Genomic DNA, 23,173 nt, shown 5'->3' on the forward strand with positions numbered 1-23,173 from the left:
AGACTGCCCGCGAACCGGACAGTCCCAACACAGCTTAGTAGCAAATGCGGGGCCCGCATGAAGACATTGCCCGGCGCAGCGCCCTTCCAGATCCGATTTCTCCAGTGAATTCAAAGACTTGCCGGCCGACATCAAACCATCGCCCGGAATGGAATATTTACCAGTTTCGTTCCGGCGCGGGTAGTTTTGGCATGCAGTCGCGCCGCGAATTGCAGCGGTGGGTATGTTGCGGCGCGCCACAACTTTTCCTTGAAGGGCTGCGCAATGTCTCCTAAAAATTGGTCTGACCGCTTGACCATTTGTCCGCTGTTTGCCCGGGGTTGCCCATGCCGCTTCAGCAGATCGAACCGCGTCGCCTGTACCGCCAGATCGCCGACCAGTTGCGCCGGCTTATCGAAGGCGGCGAGTTTCCCGTCGGGTCGCGCCTGCCGCCGGAGCGCGACCTGGCCGTGCAGTTGGGCGTCTCGCGCCCCTCGGTGCGCGAGGCACTGATTGCGCTGGAAGTGGAAGGACTGGTCGAGGTTCGCATGGGATCGGGCATCTATGCCTGCGCGGCCAGTGCCACCCCGCCGGCCACCGCCGGCAGCATCATCGCCGCGCCTCCGCTGGACGTGATTCGCGCGCGCCAGGTCATCGAAGGCGAGATGGCCGCCGGTGCCGCCCGCCATTGCACGGCCGCGTTGCTGGAGGCACTGGGCGAGTCCATCGCCCTGATGGAAGAAGAAGCCGGCGGCGGGAACATCCCCGTACGCGGCGACCGCATGTTTCACCTGCGCATTGCCGAAGTCTCTGAAAACGCCGTGCTGCTGCGCCTGGTGGCGGAGTTGTTCGACGAACGCCATAACCCGCTATTCGCCCAGTTCGGCAACCACTTCGAGAATGCCGATAGCTGGACCGCGGCCATTGCCGAGCACCGTGCCGTGGTAGCGGCCGTCGCCTCGGGCGCACCTGACGCGGCGCGTGCCGCCATGTGCGATCACCTGGAACTGTCGCACAACCGTTTCTATGCGGCATGGCCCGGCCACGCCAAGGACGCGAAAGCGCTCAGCGAGGAGTCCTGATGTCCCTGACCTGTCATATCCATGCCAGTGAAGACCTGCGCTTCACCGAGGTGGAACCGGCCGTGCCCGGTCCGCACGACGTACTGGTTCGGCTGGGCGCCGCCGGCATCTGCGGCTCCGACCTGCACTACTACTTCCACGGCAAGGTTGGCGCGTTCGTGATCAAGGAACCGCTGACACCGGGGCACGAGGCATCGGGCATCGTCGAAGCCGTGGGCAGCGCGGTGACGCGCGTGGCGCCGGGCATGAAGGTGGCGATCAACCCGTCGCATGCCTGCGGCCAGTGCGACTACTGCCGCGCGGGGCGTGACAACCTGTGCCGCAACATGCGTTTCCTGGGCAGCGCCAGCGTGTATCCGCACGTGCAGGGCATGTTCCGTCAGCACTTCCCGATGCACGAGCAGCAACTTACGCCCGTGGACTCCGATATCTCGCTGGGCGAACTCGCGTTTGCCGAGCCGCTTTCGGTGGCGCTGCACGGCGTGCATCGCGCCGGCGACCTGATGGGCAAGACGGTGCTGGTCACCGGCGGCGGCACCATCGGCAGCCTGACCGTGATGGCCGCGCGGCTGGCCGGCGCGGCGCGCATCATCGTGTGCGACATCGCGCAGCGGCCGCTGGATGTGGCCGCGTCAGTCGGCGCGGACCACACGATCCTCTCCACCGAAGTACCGGCCAGCGAATTGCAGGACATCGCCGACATCAGCCTGGAAGCGGCCGGCAGCGCGGCGGCGCTGGCCACGTGCCTGGCGGCCACGCGGCGCGGCGGCCGCATTGTCCAGGTCGGCACGCTGCCGGCCGAAGGCCTGCACTTTCCTGCTAACAGCATCATGGCGCGCGAACTCGACTACGTGGGCGCCTTCCGCTTTGGCCGCGAATTCGACTGGTCGGTGCAGTACCTGACCAGCCGTCGGCTCGATGTGCGTCCGCTGCTGTCGGCCCAGTTGCCGCTGGCGCAGGCCGTGGACGCCTTCCGGCTGGCCGCCGACAAGACCCGCAGTACCAAGGTGCAGTTGACCGGGTGAGGTTTTGCCTTCGCACACCGACCGGCCACCACAATAAGGCCGGCGGCATTTCCACCGAAACAGGAGACACGCATGATGCTTCGTCGCCGGCAGTTCCAGTCCATGCTCGGTGCGGCCCTGCTGCTTGCCGCCACGCTGACCACCCCCGCCCTTGCCCAGCAGGCGGCCCCGATCAAGCTCAAATGGGCCCACGTCTATGAAACGTCCGAACCGTTCCACAAGTGGTCGGTCTGGGCAGCGGACGAGATCAAGAAGCGCAGCAACGGCAAGTACCAGATCGATGTCTTCCCGGCGTCGCAACTGGGCAAGGAAAACGACATCAACCAGGGCCTGGCCATGGGCACCGTGGACATCATCATCTCGGGCTCCAGCTTTGCCGCCAAGTCGTTTCCGCGCATCGGCGTGACCTACTACCCGTATATCTTCCGCGGCCCCGACCATCTGCTGGCCTATACGAAGAGCGACATCTACAAGGAACTGACCGCCGGCTACGAGCAGAAGACCGGCAACCACATCCTTGCCACCACCTACTACGGCACGCGGCAGTCCACGTCGAACAAGGCGTTCTCGCACTGCACCGAGATGAAGGGCCTCAAGATGCGCGTGCCCGACGTGCCGGCCTACCTGGCCATGCCGCGCGCCTGCGGCGTCAACACGTCGCCCATCGCGTTCGCCGAGGTCTACCTGGCCTTGCAGAACGGCACCGTGGAAGCGCAGGAAAACCCGCTCACCACGATCGAGGCGAAGAAGTTCTATGAGGTGCAGAAGTACATCGTGCTGACCGGCCATATCGTCGACCACCTGAACACCATCGTGTCCGGCGCGCTGTGGAAGAAGCTGTCCGCGCCGGAACAGAAGATGTTCGGCGAGGTAATGCAGGAAGCCGCCGCCAAGGCCACGGCCGACGTGGTGGCGCGCGAGAAGGAACTGGTGGCGGTGTTCAAGCAGAAAGGCATCACGGTGACCGAGGTCAGCATTCCGGAATACCGCGAAGCCGTGCTGAAGAACGTCAGCGTGGAGTCACAGGGCTATCGCAAGGCCGACTGGGAAAAGATCCAGGCGGTGAAGTGATGTGAACTGACCGACTGACGTTTGGCTCCCTCTCCCGCTATCACGGGAGAGGGGAGCAAAAGCAAATCGGAGAACCCGATGGAAATGCGTTCCCAAGCCATCCGTGGCGATGCGCCCGAGCCTGAAGGCGCACCGCACATGACCTCGGTCGAGGAGATCGTCCACAGCTTCGAGGAAGCCGACGCGCAGCCGGTGGACCTGACCGGCTATGCCGCCGAGGACTGGTTCACCGTGGGGCTGTTCTGGGTCATGACGCTGCTGGTCTTCATGCAGTTCTTCACTCGCTACGTGATGAACGACTCGCTCGCCTGGACCGAGGAACTGGCTACTTACTGCCTGATCGGCGTGGTGTTCATCGGCGCGTCGATGTGCGTGCGCAAGAGCCGCCATATCCAGGTAGACCTGATTTACCGCTATCTGCCGCACGGCCCGGCCCGCGCGCTGTCCACGCTGGTCGACCTGCTGCGCACTGCCTTCCTGGCGTACGCCGCCTACCTGGTCTGGAAGTACATCGGCATCGTGGGCGACGAACCAATGACCACCATCGACTGGAACAAGGGCCACGTCTACTGGATCACGCTGGCGGGCTTCGTGCTGATGCTGGGCCGGTCCATCCAGGTGACCTGGCAGAACTGGCGCAACGGCTTCTCGATCCTGGAACGCCCAGAAGCCTTCGAATCGTCTGACGACTAAGGAGCAACAGGCATGTGGATCCTGATTGCATCGTTCCTGCTGCTGATGCTGATTGGCATGCCGGTGGCCATATCGATGGCGCTGGCGTCGCTGTTCTATATCTGGGCCAGCGGCACCGTGCCCGACGTGATTCTGGCCCAGCGCATGATTTCCGGCGTGGAGAGCTTTCCGCTGCTGGCCGTGCCGTTCTTCATCCTGGCCGGCAACCTGATGAATGTAGCCGGCATCACCGGCCGCATCTACAACTTCGCGGTGGCACTGGTGGGCTGGATGCGCGGCGGTCTGGGCCACGTCAACATCATCGGCTCGGTGATCTTCTCGGGCATGAGCGGCACCGCCATTGCCGACGCGGCGGGCCTGGGCACCATCGAGATCAAGGCCATGAAGGACCATGGCTATGAAACCGAGTTCGCGGTGGGCGTGACGGCGGCATCGGCCACACTGGGGCCGATCATCCCGCCGTCGCTGCCGTTCGTGATCTACGGCATGATGGCCAACGTGTCGATCGGCTCGCTGTTCCTGGCCGGCATCGTGCCGGGCCTGGTGCTGACGCTGTTCATGATGGCCACCGTGGCGTGGATTGCCCACCGGCGCGGCTGGGGCGGCGACACGGCGTTCTCGTGGAAGCTGCTTGGCGCGGCCACCATCGAGATCGTCGTCGTGCTGGCCTTTCCGATGGCGATCTGGCTGGCCGTGCACGCCGGCGTGTCGACCAACATGGCTGCCATGATCGCGCTGATCGTGCTGCTGGCGCTGGACTGGTACTTCGACTTCTCGGCCGTGATGGCGCTGATGGCGCCGGTGATCCTGATCGGCGGCATGACGCTGGGCTGGTTCACGCCCACCGAGGCCGCCGTGGCCGCCGTGATCTGGGCGCTGTTCCTGGGCCTGGTGCGCTACCGCTCGATGACGATGCGCGCGCTGGCCAAGGCCACGCTCGACACCATCGAGACTACCGCGTCGGTGCTGTTCATCGTCACGGCGGCGTCGATCTTTGCGTGGCTGCTGACCACCAGCCAGGCCGCGCAGGCGCTGACCGACGCGATCCTGGGCTTCACGCAGAGCAAATGGGTGTTCCTGCTGCTGGCCAACGTGCTGATCCTGATCGTGGGCTGCTTCATCGATACCACGGCGGCCATCACGATCCTGGTGCCCATTCTGCTGCCCATCGTGCTCAAGCTCGGCATCGATCCGATCCACTTCGGGCTGATCATGACGCTCAACCTGATGATCGGCCTGCTGCACCCACCGCTGGGCATGGTGCTGTTCGTGCTGGCGCGCGTGGCCAAGCTGTCGGTGGAGCGCACCACGGTGGCCATCCTGCCGTGGCTGATTCCGCTATTCCTGACCCTGATCGCCATCACGTACGTGCCCCAGATCGTGCTCTGGCTACCTGGCCTGGTAGGCAGCAAATGACCCGGATCACCCACATCGAACTGATCCAGGTAGACCTGGCGCCAGAGAAGGTGCGCACCGATGCGATCCAGGCGTTCGTCGTCCAGGAAACGCCGATCGTGCGCATTCATTGCGACGATGGCAGCGAAGGCACCGGCTACAGCTACACCATCGGCACCGGCGGCTCGTCGGTCATCGCGCTGCTGCGCGACCACCTGCTGCCGCAGTTGATCGGCGCGGACCCGCAGCGCATCGAATATCTCTGGCGCACGCTGTACTTCAGCACGCATGCCACGGCCGTCGGCGCCATCACCAGTCTCGCCATGGCCGCCATCGACACGGCATTGTGGGACTGGCGCTGCCGCCGCGACGGCCAGCCGCTGTGGATCGCCGCAGGCGGCGCCCAGCACGAGGTGCCCGTGTACACCACCGAGGGCGGCTGGCTGCACCTGTCCACCGACGAGCTGGTCGGCGCCACAGCCGCCGCGCTCGACGCGGGCTTGCTGGGCGCCAAGATCAAGGTCGGCAAGCGCCTGCAGGAAGACATCGAACGGCTGACGGCCGTGCGCGACGTCGTCGGCAACGATTTCTCGATCATGATCGATGCCAACCAGTGCTTAACCACGGCCGAAGCCATCCGCCGGGCGCCGTACTACAGCGCGCTGCACGTCGACTGGTTCGAGGAACCGTTGCCCGCCGACGACCTGACTGGCCACGCCCGGCTGGCCGCCAGCGGCAATGTACCGATTGCCGTGGGCGAATCGCTGTACTCGACCACCCAGTTCGCCGACTACCTGCGCCAGGGCGCGTGCGCGGTGGTGCAGGCCGACGTGGCACGCGTGGGCGGCATTACCCCGTGGCTCAAGGTCGCTCACATGGCCGAAGCCTGCAACGTGTCGATCTGCCCGCATTTCCTGATGGAACTGCACGTGTCGCTGTGCGCGGCGGTGCCCAATGCGTCATGGCTCGAATACATCCCGCAGCTCGACGCCATCACGCACAGCCGCGTCGAGATCGAGCGTGGTCGTGCCCGCCCGCCGGCCACGCCCGGCCTCGGCATCGACTGGGACTGGCAGGCCATCGGACGCAGCGCCAGCGCGCGCTTCACCATTTCCTGATCCCCGCAAATCCACCCCCCAAGGAGCCATACATGTCGCAACGACTCGCCGGCAAGATCGCACTGGTAACGGCAGCGGGCCAGGGTATCGGCCGCGCCACGGCCGAAGCGTTCCTGCGCGAAGGCGCACACGTGTTTGCCGCCGATATCAATGCCGAGGCGCTGGCCGAGCTGGCCGCACTGCCCCACTGCCGGACGCTGCGGCTCGACGTGACCGACGGCGCGGCCGTGGCGGACGCCGCGCGCCAGATCGGGCGTATCGACGTGCTGTTCAACGGCGCGGGCTTCGTGCATCACGGCACGATCCTGGACTGCGACGATGACGCCTTCGACTTTTCGATGAACCTCAACGTGCGCGCGATGTACCGCATGATGCGCGCGTTCCTGCCGGCCATGCTCGACGCCGGCGGCGGGTCGATCATCAACATGGCGTCGGTGGCCGGCAGCATCAAGGGCGCGCCGAACCGCTTCGTCTACGGCGCCAGCAAGGCGGCCGTGATTGGCATGACCAAGGCCGTGGCGGCCGATTTCATCACGCGCGGCATCCGCTGCAATGCCATCTGCCCGGGCACCGTGGAGTCGCCGTCGCTGCGCCAGCGCATTGGCAACCAGGCTTCGGCCAGCGGCCGCACGCTGGCGCAGGTGGAAGCCGATTTCATCGCGCGTCAGCCGATGGGCCGCATCGGCACCGCCAGCGAGATCGCCGCACTGGCCGTGTACCTGGCGTCGGACGACGCGGCTTTCACCACCGGCACCGCGCAGGTCATCGACGGCGGCTGGTCCAACTGAATCTCATCACCCATCCGGGAGCCCACGCATGTCAGCACCGGCAGTGATCCGCATCCATCCCGCCGACGATATCGTCATCGCCTGCCGTCAGCTCTTGCCTGGCACCGTCCTGCACCAGGAAGGCGTGACCGTGGCCAGCATGGTGCCGCCCGGCCACAAGGTCGCGGTGCGCGCCATTGCCGAGGGCGCGCCCGTGCGGCGCTACAACCAGATCATCGGCTTTGCCCGCCAGGCCATCGCGCCGGGCCAGCACGTGCATACCCATAACCTGGCGATGGGCGACTTCGCGCGCGACTATGCGTCGGGCAGCGACGCGCACGCCACCGCCATGGCAACCGACGTGGCCACGTTCGACGGCATCGTGCGCGCCGATGGCCGCATTGCCACGCGCAACTACATCGGCATCCTGACGTCGGTGAACTGCTCCGCCACCGTGGCGCGCGCGATTGCCGATCACTTCCGGCGCGAGATCCACCCCGAGGCGCTGGCGCCCTACCCCAACGTGGACGGCGTGGTGGCGCTGACGCATGGCGCCGGGTGCGCCACCGACAGCGACGGCGAAAACCTGCGCGTGCTGCGCCGCACGCTGGCCGGCTATGCGCGGCACCCCAATTTCGCAGCGGTGCTGGTGGTCGGACTGGGATGCGAGACCAACCAGATCGACGGTCTGCTGGCCGAGCCGGGCCTGTCCACGCTGGCCGATGGTCCGTGCCTGCACAGCTTCAACATCCAGGACACCGGCGGCACGGCCAAGACCGTGGCGCGCGGCATCGGCGTGGTGCAGGCGTTGCTGGAGGATGCCAACCGCGTCACGCGCACGCCGGTACCGGCCCGGCACCTGATGGTGGGGCTGCAGTGCGGCGGCTCCGACGGCTATTCGGGCATCACGGCCAATCCGGCGCTGGGCGCGGCCGTCGACCTGCTGGTGGCCCAGGGCGGCACGGCCATCCTGTCCGAGACGCCCGAGATCTATGGCGCCGAGCACCTGCTCACGCGCCGCGCGGTGTCGGCCGCCGTGGCAGACCGACTGGTCGCGCGCATCCACTGGTGGGAGTCGTACACCGCGCGCAATGCCGGCAGCATGGACAACAACCCGTCGGCCGGCAACAAGGCCGGCGGGCTGACCACGATCCTGGAGAAATCGCTGGGCGCCGTGGCCAAGAGCGGCACGACCAACCTGGTCGACGTGGTCGAATTTGCCGAAGCCGTGCGCGCGCACGGCCTGGTCTTCATGGATACCCCGGGCTATGACCCGGTTTCCGCCACGGGCCAGGTGGCGGGCGGCGCCAACCTGATCTGCTTCACCACGGGCCGGGGTTCGGCCTATGGATGCGCGCCATCGCCATCGCTGAAGCTGTCCACCAACAACGCGCTGTGGCAGCGCCAGTCCGAGGACATCGACATCAACTGCGGCGACATCCTGGACGGCGATGCCACCATCGCCAGCAAGGGCGCGGAGATCTTCCGGCTGATGCTGGAAACGGCGTCGGGCCGCCGCACGCGCAGCGAGCAGCACGGCTACGGCCAGAACGAATTCGTACCCTGGGCGCTCGGCGCCGTGATGTAAAGCCGTGAACCCGTGAAACCGTGAACCCCCGCTGGATCTCCGGAGACCCCGCATGAAGATCACCAACGCGCGCGTCATCGTCTGCTGCCCGGGACGCAATTTCGTCACGCTCAAGATCGAAACCGACGAAGGCCTGACCGGCATCGGCGACGCCACGCTGAACGGCCGCGAGCTGTCCGTGGTCAGCTACCTCGAAGACCACGTGATTCCGTGCCTGATCGGGCGCGACGCGCACCAGATCGAGGACATCTGGCAATACCTGTATCGTGGCGCCTACTGGCGGCGCGGCCCGGTGACGATGAGCGCCATCGCGGCCGTCGACACCGCGCTGTGGGACATCAAGGCCAAGGCCGCCAACCTGCCGCTGTACCAGTTGCTGGGCGGCAAGAGCCGCACCGGCGTGATGGTCTACGGCCACGCCAACGGCAGCGACATCGCCCACACCGTGGAAGAGGTGCTGCGCTACAAGGAAATGGGCTACAAGGCCATTCGCGCGCAGTCGGGCGTGCCGGGGCTGAACAAGGTCTACGGCGTGTCGCGCGACCGGTTGTTCTACGAGCCGGCCGACGCCAACCTGCCGTCCGAACACGACTGGAGCACCGAGCGCTACCTGGACCATACGCCGAAGCTGTTCGACAAGGTACGCGACGCCGTAGGCCCGGACATCCACCTGCTGCACGACGTACACCATCGCCTGACGCCCGTCGAGGCCGGCCGGCTGGGCAAGTCGCTGGAGCCGTTCCGGCTGTTCTGGATGGAAGACGCCACGCCCGCCGAGGACCAGCGCGCGTTCCGCCTGATCCGCCAGCACACGGTGACGCCGCTGGCGGTGGGCGAGATCTTCAACAGCATCTGGGACTGCAAGACGCTGATCGAGGAACAGTTGATCGACTATATTCGTGCCACGGTGGTCCACGCGGGCGGCGTGACCCATTTGCGCCGCATTGCCGACTTTGCGGCGATGCACCAGGTGCGCACGGGCTGCCACGGTGCTACGGACCTGTCGCCGGCCTGCATGGGCGCGGCGCTGCATTTCGATATCTGGGTGCCGAACTTCGGCATCCAGGAATATATGCGCCACACCGAGGAGACCGACGCCGTGTTCCCGCACGCGTACACGTTCCAGGACGGCATGATGTACCCGGGCGACGCGCCGGGCCATGGCGTGGACATCGACGAGAAGCTGGCCGCAAAGTATCCGTATCAGCGGGCATACCTGCCGGTGAACCGGCTGGCCCACGACGGCACGTTGTGGCACTGGTAGCGGACTGATAGCGCACGGATAGCGGGACAGTCCGAAAAACGCCGCGCAGGCAGGCAATCCACGAGGAGACCACGATGAGCGATATCGAACAGTTGCCCCGCCTGCATCCCGGCCGGCTCGGTGCGCTGCCCGCCGACGTGCGGCGCCCCACCTACGCGCGTGACAACCTGCGCGCCGGCATCGTGCACCTGGGCGTGGGCGCCTTCCATCGGGGCCATCAGGCGGAGATCACCGAGGCCGCCATCGAGGCGGCGGGCAAGGTGGGCGACAACGATGGCCTGCACTGGGGCATCATCGGCGTGTCGCTGCGCCGCCCCGACACGCGCGACGCGCTCAAGCCCCAGGATGGCCTGTACACGCTGGCACTGCGCAGCGCCAGCGCCGAGACGCTGCAGGTCATCGGCGCCGTGCTGGACGTGCTCGTAGCCGAGGAAGATCCCGAGATCGTGCTGGACCGCATTGCGCACCGCGACACCCACATCGTCAGCCTGACCGTCACCGAAAAGGGCTACTGCCACGACCCCGCCACCGGCGAGCTGAACCGCACCGATCGCGGCATCGTCGAGGACATTTCCGGGGTGTCGCATCCGGTCACCGCCATCGGCTACCTGGCATTCGGCCTGCGGCGGCGCATGGAACGCGGGCTCGGCCCGGTCACGCTGCTGTCCTGCGACAACCTGGCCAGCAATGGCGACACGCTGCGCCGCGTGCTGCTGGCGTTCTGCGCCGACGTCGACCCGGCCCTGCACGACTGGGTGGCACGCTGCACGTTCCCGAACACGATGGTCGACCGGATCGTGCCCAAGACCACCATCGACGACGTGGCACACGTGTCCCGCGCGCTGGGGCTCTACGATGCCTGGCCCGTGATCGGCGAGCCGTTCTTCCAGTGGGTGATCGAGGACCGCTTTGCCGCCGGGCGCCCGCGCTGGGAAGCCGGCGGCGCGCAGTTCGTGACGGACGCCAAGCCGTTCGAAGTGCTCAAGCATCGGCTGGTCAATGGCAGCCAGTCGATGATGGCGTATATGGGCGTGCTGGCCGGCTGGCAGACCACCGATCGCGTGATCGCGCAGCCGGCCGTGCAGGCATTTATCTCGGAGGCCATGGCACGCGAGACGCAGCCCACGCTGCCGCCGTTGCCGGGGCTCGACGTGGACGCCTACCGCGCCAGCCTGCTGGCACGCTTCAGCAACCCGGCGCTGGGCCATCGCACGCGCCAGATCGCCATGGACGGCTCGCAGAAGATTCCGCAACGGCTGCTGGCGCCGATCCGCGACCGCATCGCGGCGGGGCAACCCTTCACGCGCCTGGCGCTGGGCGTGGCCGCGTGGCTGCACTTCCTGCGCGGCTACGACGAGGCAGGCAACGCGTTTCAGGTGGAAGACCCGTTGGCGCAGCCGCTGGCCGCCGTGATGGCCGACGCCGCGCGCCAGTCCGAAAAACTGTTCGATGCCCGCACACGCGAGCGCATGCGCGTGCAAACCATCACCGGGTTCGCGCCGGTCTTTGGCGATCTGGGCCAGTCGGCGGTGTTCGTCGACAACGTGGCCGCGCAGCTTGAACTGCTGTGCGCGCATGGCGTGACTGGCGCCCTGTCCCGCGTGAACGAGGCGGCCTAGCGCGATACAAGCAGACGCCAGCCGCACCCCACGCATGCGCTGGCGTCATGCGTACATGCGCAGATATCGTTTCTCGCGTCACACCAGACGCCCCTAACATCGGCCAGAGCCTGACATAAAAAGGCTTCCCAGCGTTCTGCCAAACAGGGAGAGAGAGACATGCAAGCCAGCGCCCCCGCCTTTGCGGAGACCGCGCCCACCATCGGGGCCAGTCAACGCCGCCGCGCCATCATCGCCACGGTGATCGGCAACGGACTCGAATGGTTCGACTTCACGGTGTACAGCTTCTTCGCCGTGATCATCGCCAAACTTTTCTTCCCCACCGGGAACGACCTCTCGTCGCTACTGCTGGCCGTGGCCACGTTCGGCGTGGGCTTCTTCATGCGACCAGTGGGCGGCATCATCCTCGGCGTCTACGCCGACCGCGTGGGCCGCAAGGCCGCGTTGTCGCTGACCATCCTGCTGATGGCGGCCGGCACCACGCTGATCGGCATCGCCCCCACCTATGACCAGATCGGCGTGTTCGCGCCGATGCTGATCGTGATCGCGCGGCTGATGCAGGGCTTCTCGGCCGGCGGCGAAATGGGCGGGGCCACCGCATTCCTGACCGAATACGCACCCGAGAAACAGCGCGCCTACTATTCGAGCTGGATCCAGGCCAGCATCGGCGTGGCCGTGCTGCTGGGCGCAGCCGTGGGCACGTTCGTCACGTCCACGCTCAGCACCGAAGCGCTGAATAGCTGGGGCTGGCGCCTGCCGTTCCTGATCGGCATGATCATCGGCCCGGTCGGCTTCTACATCCGGCACAACCTGGAAGAAACCCCCACGTTCCAGGCCACCACCGACAAGACCGATTCGCCGCTGACCGAGGTGCTGCGCGACTATCCGCGCCAGACCGCCGCCAGCTTCTCGATGGTGATCCTGTGGACGGTCTGCACCTACGTGCTGCTGTTCTACATGCCGACCTACGCCGTGAAGGTGCTCAAGGTGCCGCAATCGACCGGCTTCATCGCGGGCATGGCCGGTGGCATGGCGATCATGGTGTTCGCACCCATCGTCGGCATGCTGGCCGACCGCGTGGGCCGTCGCGGCCTGCTGTCGGGCGCTGCCGCGCTGATCTTCGTGCTGGCGTGGCCGATGTTCGCCTACATCAACCACGCGCCGGGCCTGGGCTCGCTGCTGGTGTTCCAGATCGTGTTCGGCGTGCTGATCGCCGCCTACACCGGCCCGATCCTGGCCGCCTTCGCCGAGCTGTTCCCGGCCAAGGTGCTGTCCACGGGCCTGTCGGTGGCCTACAACCTGGCGGTGACCATCTTCGGCGGCTTCGCCTCGTTCTTCATCACGTGGCTGATCGCCACCACGGGCAGCACCATGGCGCCGGCCATCTACGTGATGATCGCAGCCGCCATCAGCTTTGCCGGCACGCGCCTGGTGCGCGAGCCCGCCTACCTGCAACAGAAGTAAAGACGTAACCCACAATGACCCAGATTCTGCTCCAGGGCGGCAACGTCCTCGACCCCGTGCGCGGTGCGCTGCTGCCGCGCCACGATGTGCTGATCGACGGCGAGCGCATCGTCGACGTCAGCCCCACCCCGATCCACGCCCCGCAGGCCAAGGTGGTGGACGTGGCCGGCAAGACCGTGATGCCGGGCCTGATCGACCTGCACGTGCACGTGCTGGCGTCGCTGGCCAACCTGGGCCTGAACGCGGTGCAGCCCAACGTGCTGGTGGCGTTCCGCGCCATGCCGATCATGCGTGGCATGCTGGAGCGCGGCTTCACCACCGTGCGCGATGCCGGCGGTGCTGACTGGGGCCTGTCCCAGGCGGTGGCCACGGGCCTGATTCCCGGCCCGCGCATCTTCCCGTCGGGCAAGGCGCTGTCGCAGACCGGCGGCCACGGCGACTTCCGCCCGCGCTCCGACACGCTGGAGCCCTGCTCCTGCGCGTTCCGTGCCGGTGCCATCGCCCGCGTGGTCGATGGCGTGGACGCGGTGCGTCTGGCCGTGCGCGAAGAAATCCAGAAAGGCGCCACGCAGATCAAGATCATGGCCTCGGGCGGCGTGGCATCGCCGACCGATCCCATCGGCAACACCCAGTACAGCGAAGACGAGATCCGCGCCATCGTGGCCGAGGCGGAAGCCGCGCAGACCTACGTCATGGCCCACGCCTACACGCCACGCGCGATCATGCGTGCCGTGCGATGCGGCGCGCGCACCATCGAGCACGGCAACCTCGTCGATGCCGAAGCCGCCCGCGTGATGCGCGAGCATGGCGCCTACGTGGTGCCAACGCTGATCACCTACGACGCGCTGGCCCGCGACGGCGAGCGCCTGGGCCTGCCGGCCGATTCCGTGGCCAAGATCGAAACCGTGCGCCAGGCTGGCCGCAACTCGCTGGCCATCTATGCCGAAGCCGGCGTGCCGATGGGCTTCGGTTCCGACCTGCTGGGCGAGATGCACCAGTACCAGTCCGAGGAATTCTTGATCCGCGCGGAATTGCTGGGCAATGCGGAAGCCGTGCGCTCGGCTACGTCGATTGCAGCCGAGATTTTGCAGCGTGAGGGTGAGCTGGGCGTGATTGCGGCTGGCGCGATTGCCGATGTGCTGGTGGTGGATGGCGATCCGCTGACCGATATTGGCGTGCTGGCTGGGCCCAATGCGCGTATCGGCATGGTGATGCAGGCTGGACGGATTCATAACGCGTAAGGGTACGAAAGGCTGGCCCTCTCCCCCGCCGTGGGTGTGCTCCCCTCTCCCGCAACGCGGGAGAGGGGCCGGGGGTGAGGGCCAGCCCGCCAATCACCACCAACGTCCCACCTTTGGCACGCCGCTTGCGTCTATCATTGGCTCCAAGTTCCCGCCAATGATTCACGCCAATGCGCATCACCCCGCTCCCGCCGTTGCCCTGTCTGGTCGCCTTTGAATCGGCCATGCGGCACGGCAGCTTCACCAAGGCTGCGGCCGAACTGCATCTGACGCAGAGCGCCATCAGCCGCCAGGTAGCCCAGCTTGAACGCTTCCTGGGCAAGAAACTCTTTATCCGCGAACCGCGCGCGCTGCGCCTGACCGTGAGCGGTCAGCAATATGCCGAGCAGGTGCAACGCCTGCTGGTGCGCTGCGCCGAAGCCACCGAGGACGTGATGAAGCGCAAGGGCCAGGTCGAACTGACCGTGGCCTGCTCGTCCGGCGTGGCCGTGCTCTGGCTCACGCCGCGCCTGGCCGCGTTTCGCGCGCGGCATCCCGACTTTCGTGTGCGGCTCGTGGTCAACGACGGCCTGGCGTCGCTGTCGGGCACCGACTTCGATGTCGGGCTGTACTACCTGCGCGAAGGCGCCCCGAGCGGCATCGCCGCACAACGGCTCTATGACGAGGAAGTCTTTCCGGTTTGCGCGCCGTCGTACCTGAACGGCCGGCAACTGAAGGTATCCGACCTGCCCCGCGAATCGTTGCTGGTGCTGGAAGACGCGCAGCGCATCTGGATGTCGTGGCCGTCGTGGTTTGCCCGCAATGGCTTGCGCGAAACCCGCTTCGAGCGCGAACTCGTGGCCAATACCTACCCCGTGCTGGTCCAGATGGCCATCGAAGGCCAGGGCATCGTGCTGGCGTGGCGCCACATGATCGACCGCTGCCTGGCGGCGGGCCTGCTGGCGCGCGCCTGCGACGCCAGCGCGTCGCTGGGCGGCGGCTACTATGTAGTGTGGCCGCGCGACCGGGCCGAGCCGGCGGCGGCGCGCGCGTTCCGCCAATGGCTGATCGAGGAAAGCGGCGCCGACGCGTGACCGCGTGACTCCATAGCCGGTCAGCCGGCCATGGCCTTGCGCACGGCGTCGGTCACCTGCGTCACCACGCCGTCGCGCCAGTCGTCGGCATCGCCATAGAACGCACGCCACATGGCCTGCCCGATCAGCGAGCGCTGATTCTCGTCGGCTTCCGGATGCACATGCAGCCAGTGGTCGCCGCGCAAGGCATCGAGGACTTCCGGTAGCGGCAGCGTGCCGAATTCGAGCGCGATGCCCGCGTAGTCGACCGACGGCAGCGTCTGCGGCACCGCATGCCAGGCCAGCCCGCTCAGGTTGGCCGAGGTTGACGAGCCATCGTAGATCGACGTGACGCTGCCGCCCCAGATCGCCCGGGTCTTCTCAAGTTGCGCGGGCGCCTGGGGGCCCATGTAGATCGGCTCGCCATAACCCCATGGGCCCAGGCCGGTATGCACGTCGATCCAGCGCAGCGTGGTGCGGCCGGCGCCGAAGCGCGCCAAGATGCGGCGCAGCGTGTAGTTGCTCCACGTGGCTTTCTGGCCGCCGAAGAACATGCCGGCGGCATCCTGATATTGCCCGGCGCTAACCGCCGCCTGGTACCAGGCCATGCCCTTTTGCGCCACGGTGGCCATCAGCGCCGTGTGCTCGTCGCAGGACGGCGGCCATTGTGCGGGTAGCAGCAGCGGCGCCACCTCGGCATAGGCCGGATTGAGCGGCAGCGGACGGTCGAAGTCCATGAAGTTGCGGTTCAGGTCGACGTTGTCCTCGTTCACGCGGCGCAGGTGTGAGAACCCGTACGGATTCACCGCGTGCACGAACATCAGCGCCCAGCCCGCGCGGCGGCAGTCGGCGTGCAGCGTGGTATCGGCCAGCATCGCCACCTGCGCACCCGACCCGCAGAAGCCCTCGGCGCCGTGCGTACCCGACGTCACCAGCAGTACACGCGGCGCATCTTGCGCGCCCAGCCACGCCACGTCCATCGCCAGCGTCTCGCCGTCGCGGCCCACCTCGGTCGGATGCGGAAACTCGGTCAGTGCGGCGCCGCATCCACGTGCGGCATCCAGGAACTTCTGCCTGGCCTCGGCATAACTGCGCGCAAAGTACCGTGCAACGGGCGAAACGTGCGACGTGGAGCTGGCAGGCATGGCGGGAAGTTGGCCTGGGCCGAGTGGGGGTGCTTCCAATGTAACGCCAATCGGCCACCGAATGCCAGCCGGCGCCGCCCGCTCAGAACCGTTCGGCGGGTCCGCCCGGCTCGCCGTCGCTGGGCCAGGCCGACCGGAACGCGTGCGGATGCATGACGATGCCCGCCGCCTCGATCTGCGCGGCGGACAGCACCAGATGTCTGGCCAGCCAGTCATGCAGGCTGCGCAGAAAACGTATGCGGTCATCGCGATTGGCGCTGGCGATCAGCCATTCCAGCTTGACGTGCGCGGTATAGACATCGAGCAGGTTCAGCGCCTTTAGCTTGGGCGGCGTGGCGGCGCTGCGCTCGATGGCCAGCACGCGCTGCACCTGCGCATGCGACAGCGGCCGTGCGGCCAGGATCTGCTGGTAAAGCTCTTCGAGTGCCGGAAACCGCACGGTCGGCTGCACCCGGGGCACGCCGGCCACCTTTTCCATGCGCAGCACGACATAGCGCGTGGCAGCATTGCGGCGCTGCAGCTCAAGCTCGGCCGCTGTGGGCTTGCGGCGCGGCATATCGGCAAACGCCGCATCGACGCGCTTGATCGCATCGCGCTCGGTGTAGTCGGGCACCTGGTCGAGCATACCCGGTACAGCCAGCGTGGCGCGCGCGCATTCCAGGCCGAACGGGTATTCGTGGCCATCCGGTCCACGCAGGATCCAGCCGTGGCCGTCAGGAAAGCCGTGATGGCGACCGCCCTTGGCGCTGCGGGCATGGCACCGCGTGGCGGACGGATCGACGAAGTCCTTGCGAACGGGAATCCAGCTCCCGGGCAGGGGTGCGGTCATTGGAGGGTGATGGTGGGAAAAACGGGGGGTATTGTCCCACTGATTTGACTGCCCACACCGCATGGCCGCCTGATGTCTTTCTCCCCTCTCCCGCTTTGCGGGAGAGGGGTTGGGGGTGAGGGCAATGCGGTTCTGCTTGCCGACAAGTCGCAGTTTGCACCGCCGGCCCTCTCCCCCGCCCCTCTCCCAGAGGGTCTCCCAGAGGGAGAGGGGAGAAAACCAAACAGGTGGATGAAACGCTTACTTCAACATAAACGACATCGCCGAGCAGCAGTTCAACATCCGCACAGCCGCCTGCACGGTCGGGGCCGTGAACGACAGCGTCACCCCATCCACACGTTCAAACGTCGGCCATTGGCAGAACAGGTCGGCATGCGCGGTCGTCTGCGTTTGCAGGCGGCAGGTAACCGGGCCGGACAGTTCCAGGCAGCGGGCCTCAGGATGCGCGATGGCCTGGCGCGTGACGGCCTCGGCGGCCTGGGCGATGGCTTCGCGCGCGGCGGCTGGCGACAGCGTCGTGCCGCTGCCCTGCCCGCCCGCCGTCTTGGTCTGCACGTAGCGCACCCACGGCATCAGCGGTTGGGTTTCGGCGATGAAGACGTCGTCGCCGCTCGCCATCAGCACCGGCACGTCGAACTCGCCGGCCAGTGCCGCGTAGATGCCGGCCTCGCCCAGTTCCAGTCCGTTGAACCAGACACGTGCGAACGCGCCGCTGTTGATCGTATGGGCCAGCACGCCACGGCTCTGCGCGCGGCCGTGGTAGCCGATCATGAACACGCCGTCGCAGTCCTGCTCGACGCCGGCCATCATGCTCAGGTAGCGGGGCTTGCCCAGCACCAGTTGCGCGCGCGGGTCGATCTGGTCGGGCAGCAGGTTACGGAAACCGCCGTGCGAGTCGTTGACCAGCACCGCGGTAGCCCCGCCGGCGAAAGCGCCCTGCACGGCCGCGTTGGCCTCGGCGGTCATCCAGGCGCGGGCGCGTTCGTACTCACCATTGCCGGCGCGCGTCTGCTCGGCGTGGAATACACCGGCCACGCCCTCGATATCAGCGGAAATCAGGATCTTCATGCAGTCAGGTCAGGCAACAGATCGCGCAACGCGCGGCGGGTATGGCCATCGCGGCCGTGAACGGTTTCGGCATGCCACAGCGCATGCACGATGGCCTGCTCGACGCAGTCGGCGGCAGCGCGGAACAGCGGATCGAGCTTTGATTCGTGAACCATCGACACGGCCGGCATCGGCGCATCGGTCAGGTGCGGGACGGTATAGGCAGTGGTGAACGCCAGCGCGATATCGCCCGAGCCATGGCCGTAGATCGATCCGGTGCGCGCCAGCCCGGTGCCGGCACGCATCGACAGGCGGCGCAACTGCCGCGCATCGAGCGGCGCATCGGTGGCCACGATCATGATGATCGAGCCTTTTTCTGGCTCGGCGGGCTGCTTGAGCCGCGCGTCGAGCGCAGCGCCAAGCTGCCGACCGGCAAACACCAGTGACTCCGGGGTGCCGAAGTTGGACAGCACCAACGCCCCGACGCTATAACCGCCGGCCACACGCGAGGCCGTGCCAATGCCGCCCTTGGCGCCAAACGACGACATGCCACGCCCTGCCCCAACCGCGCCCTGCGCCACTTCGGCACCGGCCGCCGCAAGCGCCGCGTCGTAGTGGCGCGACTGCACGGCCATGGCCTGGATGTCGTTGAGGAAGCCGTCGTTGCACTCGAACACGAGCGGATTGACGGTGGGCCACTTGCGGCCGATCTCGGGGTTCTCGGCAATCGCCACGCCGATCTGCGCCTGGGCCAGCGCGCCGACGCTGAACGTATTGGTCAGCGCGATGGGCGTTTCCAGCACGCCAAGTTCATCCACCTGCACCAGGCCGATGCTCTTGCCGAAGCCGTTGAACACCGTGGCCGCGGCCGGCACCTTGTCGACGTAAACGTTGCCGGCATGCGGCCGGATCACCGTCACGCCGGTCTGGCAGGCGCCATCGGCCAGCGTGCAGTGCCCGACCGTCACCCCGGGCACGTCGGTGATGGCGTTGCGCGGGCCGGCCGGAAACGTACCGACGATGGGAGCGTTCGACATGGAATCAGCGGCGGTCGATCTTCGGGTCCAGCGCGTCACGCAGGCCGTCGCCCAGCAGGTTGAACGCCAGCACGGTCAGGAAGATCGCCAGGCTCGGGAAGATGGCCACGTGCGGCGCGGTCACCATGTCGGCGCGCGCCTCGTTGAGCATCGCGCCCCATTCCGGCGTCGGCGGCTGGGCGCCCAGGCCCAGGAACGACAGGCCGGCGGCCGTGATGATCGACGTACCGATCCGCATCGAGAAATACACGACGATGGACGACACGGTGCCCGGCAGGATATGGCGCATCAGGATGGTCCAGTCCGATGCCCCGATGCTGCGCGCGGCTTCCACATAGGTCAGCCCCTTGAGCATCAGCGTATTGCCGCGCACCAGCCGCGCGAACGCGGGCACGCTGAACACGGCCACGGCCATGATCACGTTGACCATGCCGTTGCCGAGGATGGCCACGATGGCAATCGCCAGCAGGATGCCCGGGAAGGCGAACAGCACGTCGCACAGGCGCGTGACGATGCGGTCCCACCAGCCTTCGTAGTAACCGGCCATCAGGCCCAGCACGGTGCCGATGATGGCGCCGAGGATCACCGAGAAGAAGCCGGCGGCCAGCGAGATGCGCGTACCAGCCAGGATGCGGCTGAAGATGTCGCGGCCCAGCGAGTCGACCCCCATCCAGTGGGCCATCGACGGGCCGGCGTTCAGCGCGTCGTAGTCGAAGAAGTTTTCGGGATCGTACGGCGCGATGTGCGGCGCCAGCACGGCGATCACCACCAGCAGCAGCACGAAGGCACCGGCGGCCAGCGCCAGGTGCTGCTTGCGGAATTTGCGCCAGAACTCGGTCCAGGGCGTGCGGACAGCCTCGGGAGCGGCGGCGGGTGTGGGAGTGGCGGACGTGGAAAGCTCGGTCATGTCAGCCTCCTTACTTGTAGCGGATGGTGGGGTTGATCACGGTGTAGAGCATGTCCACCACCAGGTTGATCAGGATGAATTCGAGCGAGAACAGCAGCACTTCGGCCTGGATCACCGGGTAGTCGCGCATCTCGACGGCGTCGACCAGCAGTCGGCCCAGGCCCGGCCAGTTGAACACCTTCTCGACCAGGATCGAGCCGCCCAGCAGGAAGCCGAACTGCAGACCCATCATCGTCACCACGGGAATCATGGCGTTGCGCAGCGTGTGCTTGATCACCACCACGGTCTCGCGCACGCCCTTGGCGCGCGCGGTGCGCACGAAGTCTTCCTGCAGCACCTCGATGAACGACGCCCGCGTGAAGCGCGCCATCACGGCGGCCACGGCGGCACCCAGCGTCAGCGACGGCAGGATGTAGTGCTTCCAGCTATCGGCGCCAATCGACGGCAGCCAGCCCAGTTGCACCGAGAAAACTTCCATCAGCAGCATGCCCAGCGCGAACGCCGGGAACGAGATGCCCGACACGGCCAGCGTCATGCCCAGGCGGTCGGGCCATTTGTTGCGCCACACGGCCGAGCTGATGCCGATGGTCATGCCGAAGATCACGGCCCAGATCATCGACGAGATGGTCAGGTAGAGCGTGGGCAGGAAGCGCTCGCCGATTTCCTCGGAAACCGGGCGCTTGGTGCGCAGCGACGTGCCGAACTCTCCCTGCAGGGCATTCGTGAAGAAGCGCACGAACTGCTCGTGCATCGGGCGGTCGAGCCCGAGGTCCTTGCGCACCAGCTCGACGGTGGCCTGATCGGCTTCCGGGCCTGCGGCCAGCCGCGCCGGATCGCCGGGCAGCATGTGGACGAACAGGAATACCAGCACTGCCACCAGCAGCATTGTCGGTATGACGCCCAGAAATCGTTTGAGGAAGTAATTCAGCATCCTGACACCAGAAAACCAGAGATATGAGACCGGTGGCCGCCCGCCCTTTCACCCCGCATACACGGACAGGCGGCCTCTCGGCTTACCGCTTTATGAACAGCTTGTTATGGGAACTGCTTACCGCGACTGCTACCACTTCAAAGCACTGCTACTGCGGTACTGCCAACTGCTACTGCTTTGCTGCTCCCCTCTCCCGCGTGCGGGAGAGGGGTTGGGGGTGAGGGCCAGGCGGTTCTGCTTGCCAACTAGTCGCAATTTGAGCTGTCTGCCCTCTCCCCCGGCCCCTCTCCCGGAGATAGAGGGGAGAAAACCAAGCGAAGGGGATAACGCTTACCCGCTTACTGCTTGATGTCGATTTCGTCGAAGTTGAACGAGCCGTCGGGCATCACGAAGGCGCCGGACAGGCGCTTCGAGCGGGCGTACAGCACCTTCTCGGTCACCAGGAAGGCCCACGGTGCGTCGTTCCAGATGCGTTGCTGCGCGTCCTTGTACAGCTTGGCCTTCTCGGCGCGGTCGGTCGTGCGCAGGGCGCCGGCGATGTCGGCATCCACCTGGTCGTTCTTGTAGTACGCGGTGTTCAGCAGCTTCGGCGGCATCGATTCCGATGCCAGCAGCGGACGCAGCGCCCAGTCCGATTCACCGGTCGACGACGACCAGCCCACGTAGTACATGCGCACGCCGGCTTCTTCCGGCTTCTGCACCGATTCCACGCGCTCCACGCGCTGGCCGGCTTCCAGTGCCAGCACCTGGGCCTTGATGCCCACCTGCTGCAGCTGCTGCTGCACGAACTGGATCACCTTCTGCGCGGTGGTGTGGTTGTAGGCCGACCACAGCGTGGTCTCGAAGCCGTTCGGGTAGCCGGCTTCCTTCAGCAGCTCACGCGCCTTGGCCGGGTTGTACGGCCACGGGCCCAGCTTCTCGGCATAGTCCACGCCATGCGGCACCACGCCGTCGGCCGGCACGGCATGGCCGGCAAACGCCACCTTGACCAGCGCATCCTTGTTGATCGCGTAGTTGATGGCCTGGCGCACCTTCGGGTCGTTGAACGGCTTGACCGTGGTGTTCAGCGACAGGTAGCGCTGGATGATCGACGGGCCGTCGATCATGTCCACCTTCGCGTTGGCCTTCAGCACGGCGGCCTGTTCGAACGGAATGCTGAACGCAAAGTCAGCTTCGCCGGTCTGCATCACGGCCGAACGCGTGTTGTTGTCGACCACGGGCTTCCAGGTGATCGTGTCGATCTTCGGATAGCCGGTCTTCCAGTAGCCGGCAAACTTCTTGCCCTTCAGGTAGTCGGTCTGCTTCCATTCCACGAACTCGAACGGGCCGGTGCCCACCGGGTGGAAGGCGATTTCCTTGCCGTACTTCTTCAGCGCGGTGGGGCTGATCATCACGGCCGACGGGTGAGCCAGCACGTTGATGAACGGCGAGAACGGCTCCTTGAGCGTCACGCGGGCGGTGTACGGGTCAACCACCTCGGTCTTGGCCACGCGGTTGAACAGCGTGTAGCGCTTGAGCTTGTTGGCCGGATCGGTCACGCGGTCCAGGTTGGCCTTGACGGCCGTGGCGTCGAACGTGGTGCCGTCGTGGAACTTGACGTTCTTCTTGAGCTTGAACGTGTAGACCAGGCCGTCCTTGCTGACGTCGTAGCTTTCGGCCAGCACGTTGACCAGCTTCATGTCCTTGTCGAAGCCGAACAGGCCCTGGTAGAACGACTTGGTGGCGGCCTGCGACAGCGTGTCGTTGGCGTCGTACGGATCGAGCGTGGTGAACGTCGAGTACACGGCCATCACCGCATCCTTGGCGGCAAACGCCGGGGCGGCAGCCAGCATACCCATGGCGCCGACGGCAGCAGCACCGGCCATCAGCCGGAAAGAAACCTTGGACATCTCTTCTCCTCTATCGGGAAAGCAGGAATA

20 protein-coding genes are annotated in these 23,173 nt (G+C 66.4%); 13 read left to right on the top strand and 7 right to left on the bottom strand.

The features are described 5' to 3' along the window. Positions 1–326 precede the first annotated feature (326 nt). The 13 genes from MFF62_RS13860 (at position 327) to MFF62_RS13920 (ending at position 15,379) form a co-directional block, all read left to right on the top strand. Positions 327–1,061 (top strand): FadR/GntR family transcriptional regulator, encoded by a 735-nt coding sequence (locus tag MFF62_RS13860; RefSeq protein WP_238263710.1) that lies wholly within the window; start codon positions 327–329, stop codon positions 1,059–1,061. Further along, a complete protein-coding gene (locus tag MFF62_RS13865; RefSeq protein ID WP_238263711.1) occupies positions 1,061–2,086 on the top strand; it encodes an L-idonate 5-dehydrogenase in 1,026 nt (341 codons plus the stop codon). Before MFF62_RS13860 ends, MFF62_RS13865 begins: the two co-directional genes overlap by 1 nt. A 75-nt stretch (positions 2,087–2,161) precedes the next feature. Then, complete coding sequence (locus tag MFF62_RS13870) at positions 2,162–3,157, top strand: sialic acid TRAP transporter substrate-binding protein SiaP (protein ID WP_238263963.1); 996 nt, start codon at positions 2,162–2,164, stop codon at positions 3,155–3,157. 78 nt (positions 3,158–3,235) lie between these two features. Then, positions 3,236–3,850, top strand: a complete 615-nt coding sequence (locus MFF62_RS13875) for a TRAP transporter small permease (RefSeq protein WP_309295906.1) — start codon at positions 3,236–3,238, stop codon at positions 3,848–3,850. A 12-nt stretch (positions 3,851–3,862) separates the two neighbouring features. Next, positions 3,863–5,266 carry a TRAP transporter large permease gene (locus MFF62_RS13880; RefSeq protein ID WP_238263712.1) on the top strand — a complete coding sequence of 468 codons (1,404 nt, stop codon included), beginning with the start codon at positions 3,863–3,865 and terminating at the stop codon, positions 5,264–5,266. Then, positions 5,263–6,363, top strand: a complete 1,101-nt coding sequence (locus tag MFF62_RS13885; RefSeq protein WP_238263713.1) for a mandelate racemase/muconate lactonizing enzyme family protein — start codon at positions 5,263–5,265, stop codon at positions 6,361–6,363. The genes MFF62_RS13880 and MFF62_RS13885 overlap by 4 nt, the downstream gene beginning before the upstream one ends. Before the next feature lie 32 nt (positions 6,364–6,395). Next, complete coding sequence (locus MFF62_RS13890) at positions 6,396–7,151, top strand: SDR family oxidoreductase (RefSeq protein ID WP_238263714.1); 756 nt, start codon at positions 6,396–6,398, stop codon at positions 7,149–7,151. Between the two features lie 28 nt (positions 7,152–7,179). Beyond that, positions 7,180–8,718 carry a UxaA family hydrolase gene (locus tag MFF62_RS13895; protein ID WP_238263715.1) on the top strand — a complete coding sequence of 513 codons (1,539 nt, stop codon included), beginning with the start codon at positions 7,180–7,182 and terminating at the stop codon, positions 8,716–8,718. A 52-nt stretch (positions 8,719–8,770) separates the two neighbouring features. After that, positions 8,771–9,982, top strand: a complete 1,212-nt coding sequence (gene manD / locus MFF62_RS13900) for a D-mannonate dehydratase ManD (RefSeq protein ID WP_238263716.1) — start codon at positions 8,771–8,773, stop codon at positions 9,980–9,982. Positions 9,983–10,056: 74 nt separating this feature from the next. Next, the gene (locus MFF62_RS13905) at positions 10,057–11,601 is read left to right on the top strand and encodes a mannitol dehydrogenase family protein (RefSeq protein WP_238263717.1); all 1,545 of its coding nucleotides are present in this window, start codon (positions 10,057–10,059) and stop codon (positions 11,599–11,601) included. Positions 11,602–11,760: 159 nt separating this feature from the next. Beyond that, positions 11,761–13,065, top strand: a complete 1,305-nt coding sequence (locus MFF62_RS13910) for an MFS transporter (protein ID WP_238263718.1) — start codon at positions 11,761–11,763, stop codon at positions 13,063–13,065. Positions 13,066–13,079: 14 nt separating this feature from the next. Then, positions 13,080–14,306, top strand: a complete 1,227-nt coding sequence (locus MFF62_RS13915) for a metal-dependent hydrolase family protein (RefSeq protein ID WP_238263719.1) — start codon at positions 13,080–13,082, stop codon at positions 14,304–14,306. Positions 14,307–14,476: 170 nt separating this feature from the next. Continuing rightward, complete coding sequence (locus MFF62_RS13920; protein ID WP_238263720.1) at positions 14,477–15,379, top strand: LysR substrate-binding domain-containing protein; 903 nt, start codon at positions 14,477–14,479, stop codon at positions 15,377–15,379. A gap of 20 nt (positions 15,380–15,399) precedes the next feature. Here MFF62_RS13920 and MFF62_RS13925 read toward each other — a convergent pair whose 3' ends face one another. The 7 genes from MFF62_RS13925 to gsiB form a co-directional block, all read right to left on the bottom strand. Beyond that, on the bottom strand, positions 15,400–16,503 hold the full coding sequence (locus MFF62_RS13925; RefSeq protein WP_238263721.1) for a M14 family metallopeptidase: 1,104 nt from the start codon (positions 16,501–16,503) through the stop codon (positions 15,400–15,402). An 82-nt stretch (positions 16,504–16,585) separates the two neighbouring features. Beyond that, a complete protein-coding gene (locus MFF62_RS13930; protein ID WP_238263722.1) occupies positions 16,586–17,332 on the bottom strand; it encodes a hypothetical protein in 747 nt (248 codons plus the stop codon). Positions 17,333–17,572: 240 nt separating this feature from the next. After that, positions 17,573–18,400 carry a M55 family metallopeptidase gene (locus MFF62_RS13935; protein WP_238263723.1) on the bottom strand — a complete coding sequence of 276 codons (828 nt, stop codon included), beginning with the start codon at positions 18,398–18,400 and terminating at the stop codon, positions 17,573–17,575. Beyond that, entirely contained in the window at positions 18,397–19,416 is a 1,020-nt protein-coding gene (locus MFF62_RS13940) for a DmpA family aminopeptidase (protein ID WP_238263724.1), read from the bottom strand. The genes MFF62_RS13935 and MFF62_RS13940 overlap by 4 nt, the downstream gene beginning before the upstream one ends. 4 nt (positions 19,417–19,420) lie before the next feature. Further along, a complete protein-coding gene (gsiD, locus tag MFF62_RS13945) occupies positions 19,421–20,323 on the bottom strand; it encodes a glutathione ABC transporter permease GsiD (protein ID WP_238263725.1) in 903 nt (300 codons plus the stop codon). 10 nt (positions 20,324–20,333) lie between these two features. Beyond that, positions 20,334–21,254, bottom strand: a complete 921-nt coding sequence (gene gsiC / locus MFF62_RS13950) for a glutathione ABC transporter permease GsiC (protein ID WP_238263726.1) — start codon at positions 21,252–21,254, stop codon at positions 20,334–20,336. A gap of 338 nt (positions 21,255–21,592) precedes the next feature. After that, on the bottom strand, positions 21,593–23,143 hold the full coding sequence (gene gsiB / locus MFF62_RS13955; RefSeq protein ID WP_238263727.1) for a glutathione ABC transporter substrate-binding protein GsiB: 1,551 nt from the start codon (positions 23,141–23,143) through the stop codon (positions 21,593–21,595). Positions 23,144–23,173: the final 30 nt, after the last annotated feature.

Source organism: Cupriavidus pauculus, from assembly GCF_022179805.1.
Taxonomy (GTDB): domain Bacteria; phylum Pseudomonadota; class Gammaproteobacteria; order Burkholderiales; family Burkholderiaceae; genus Cupriavidus; species Cupriavidus pauculus_E.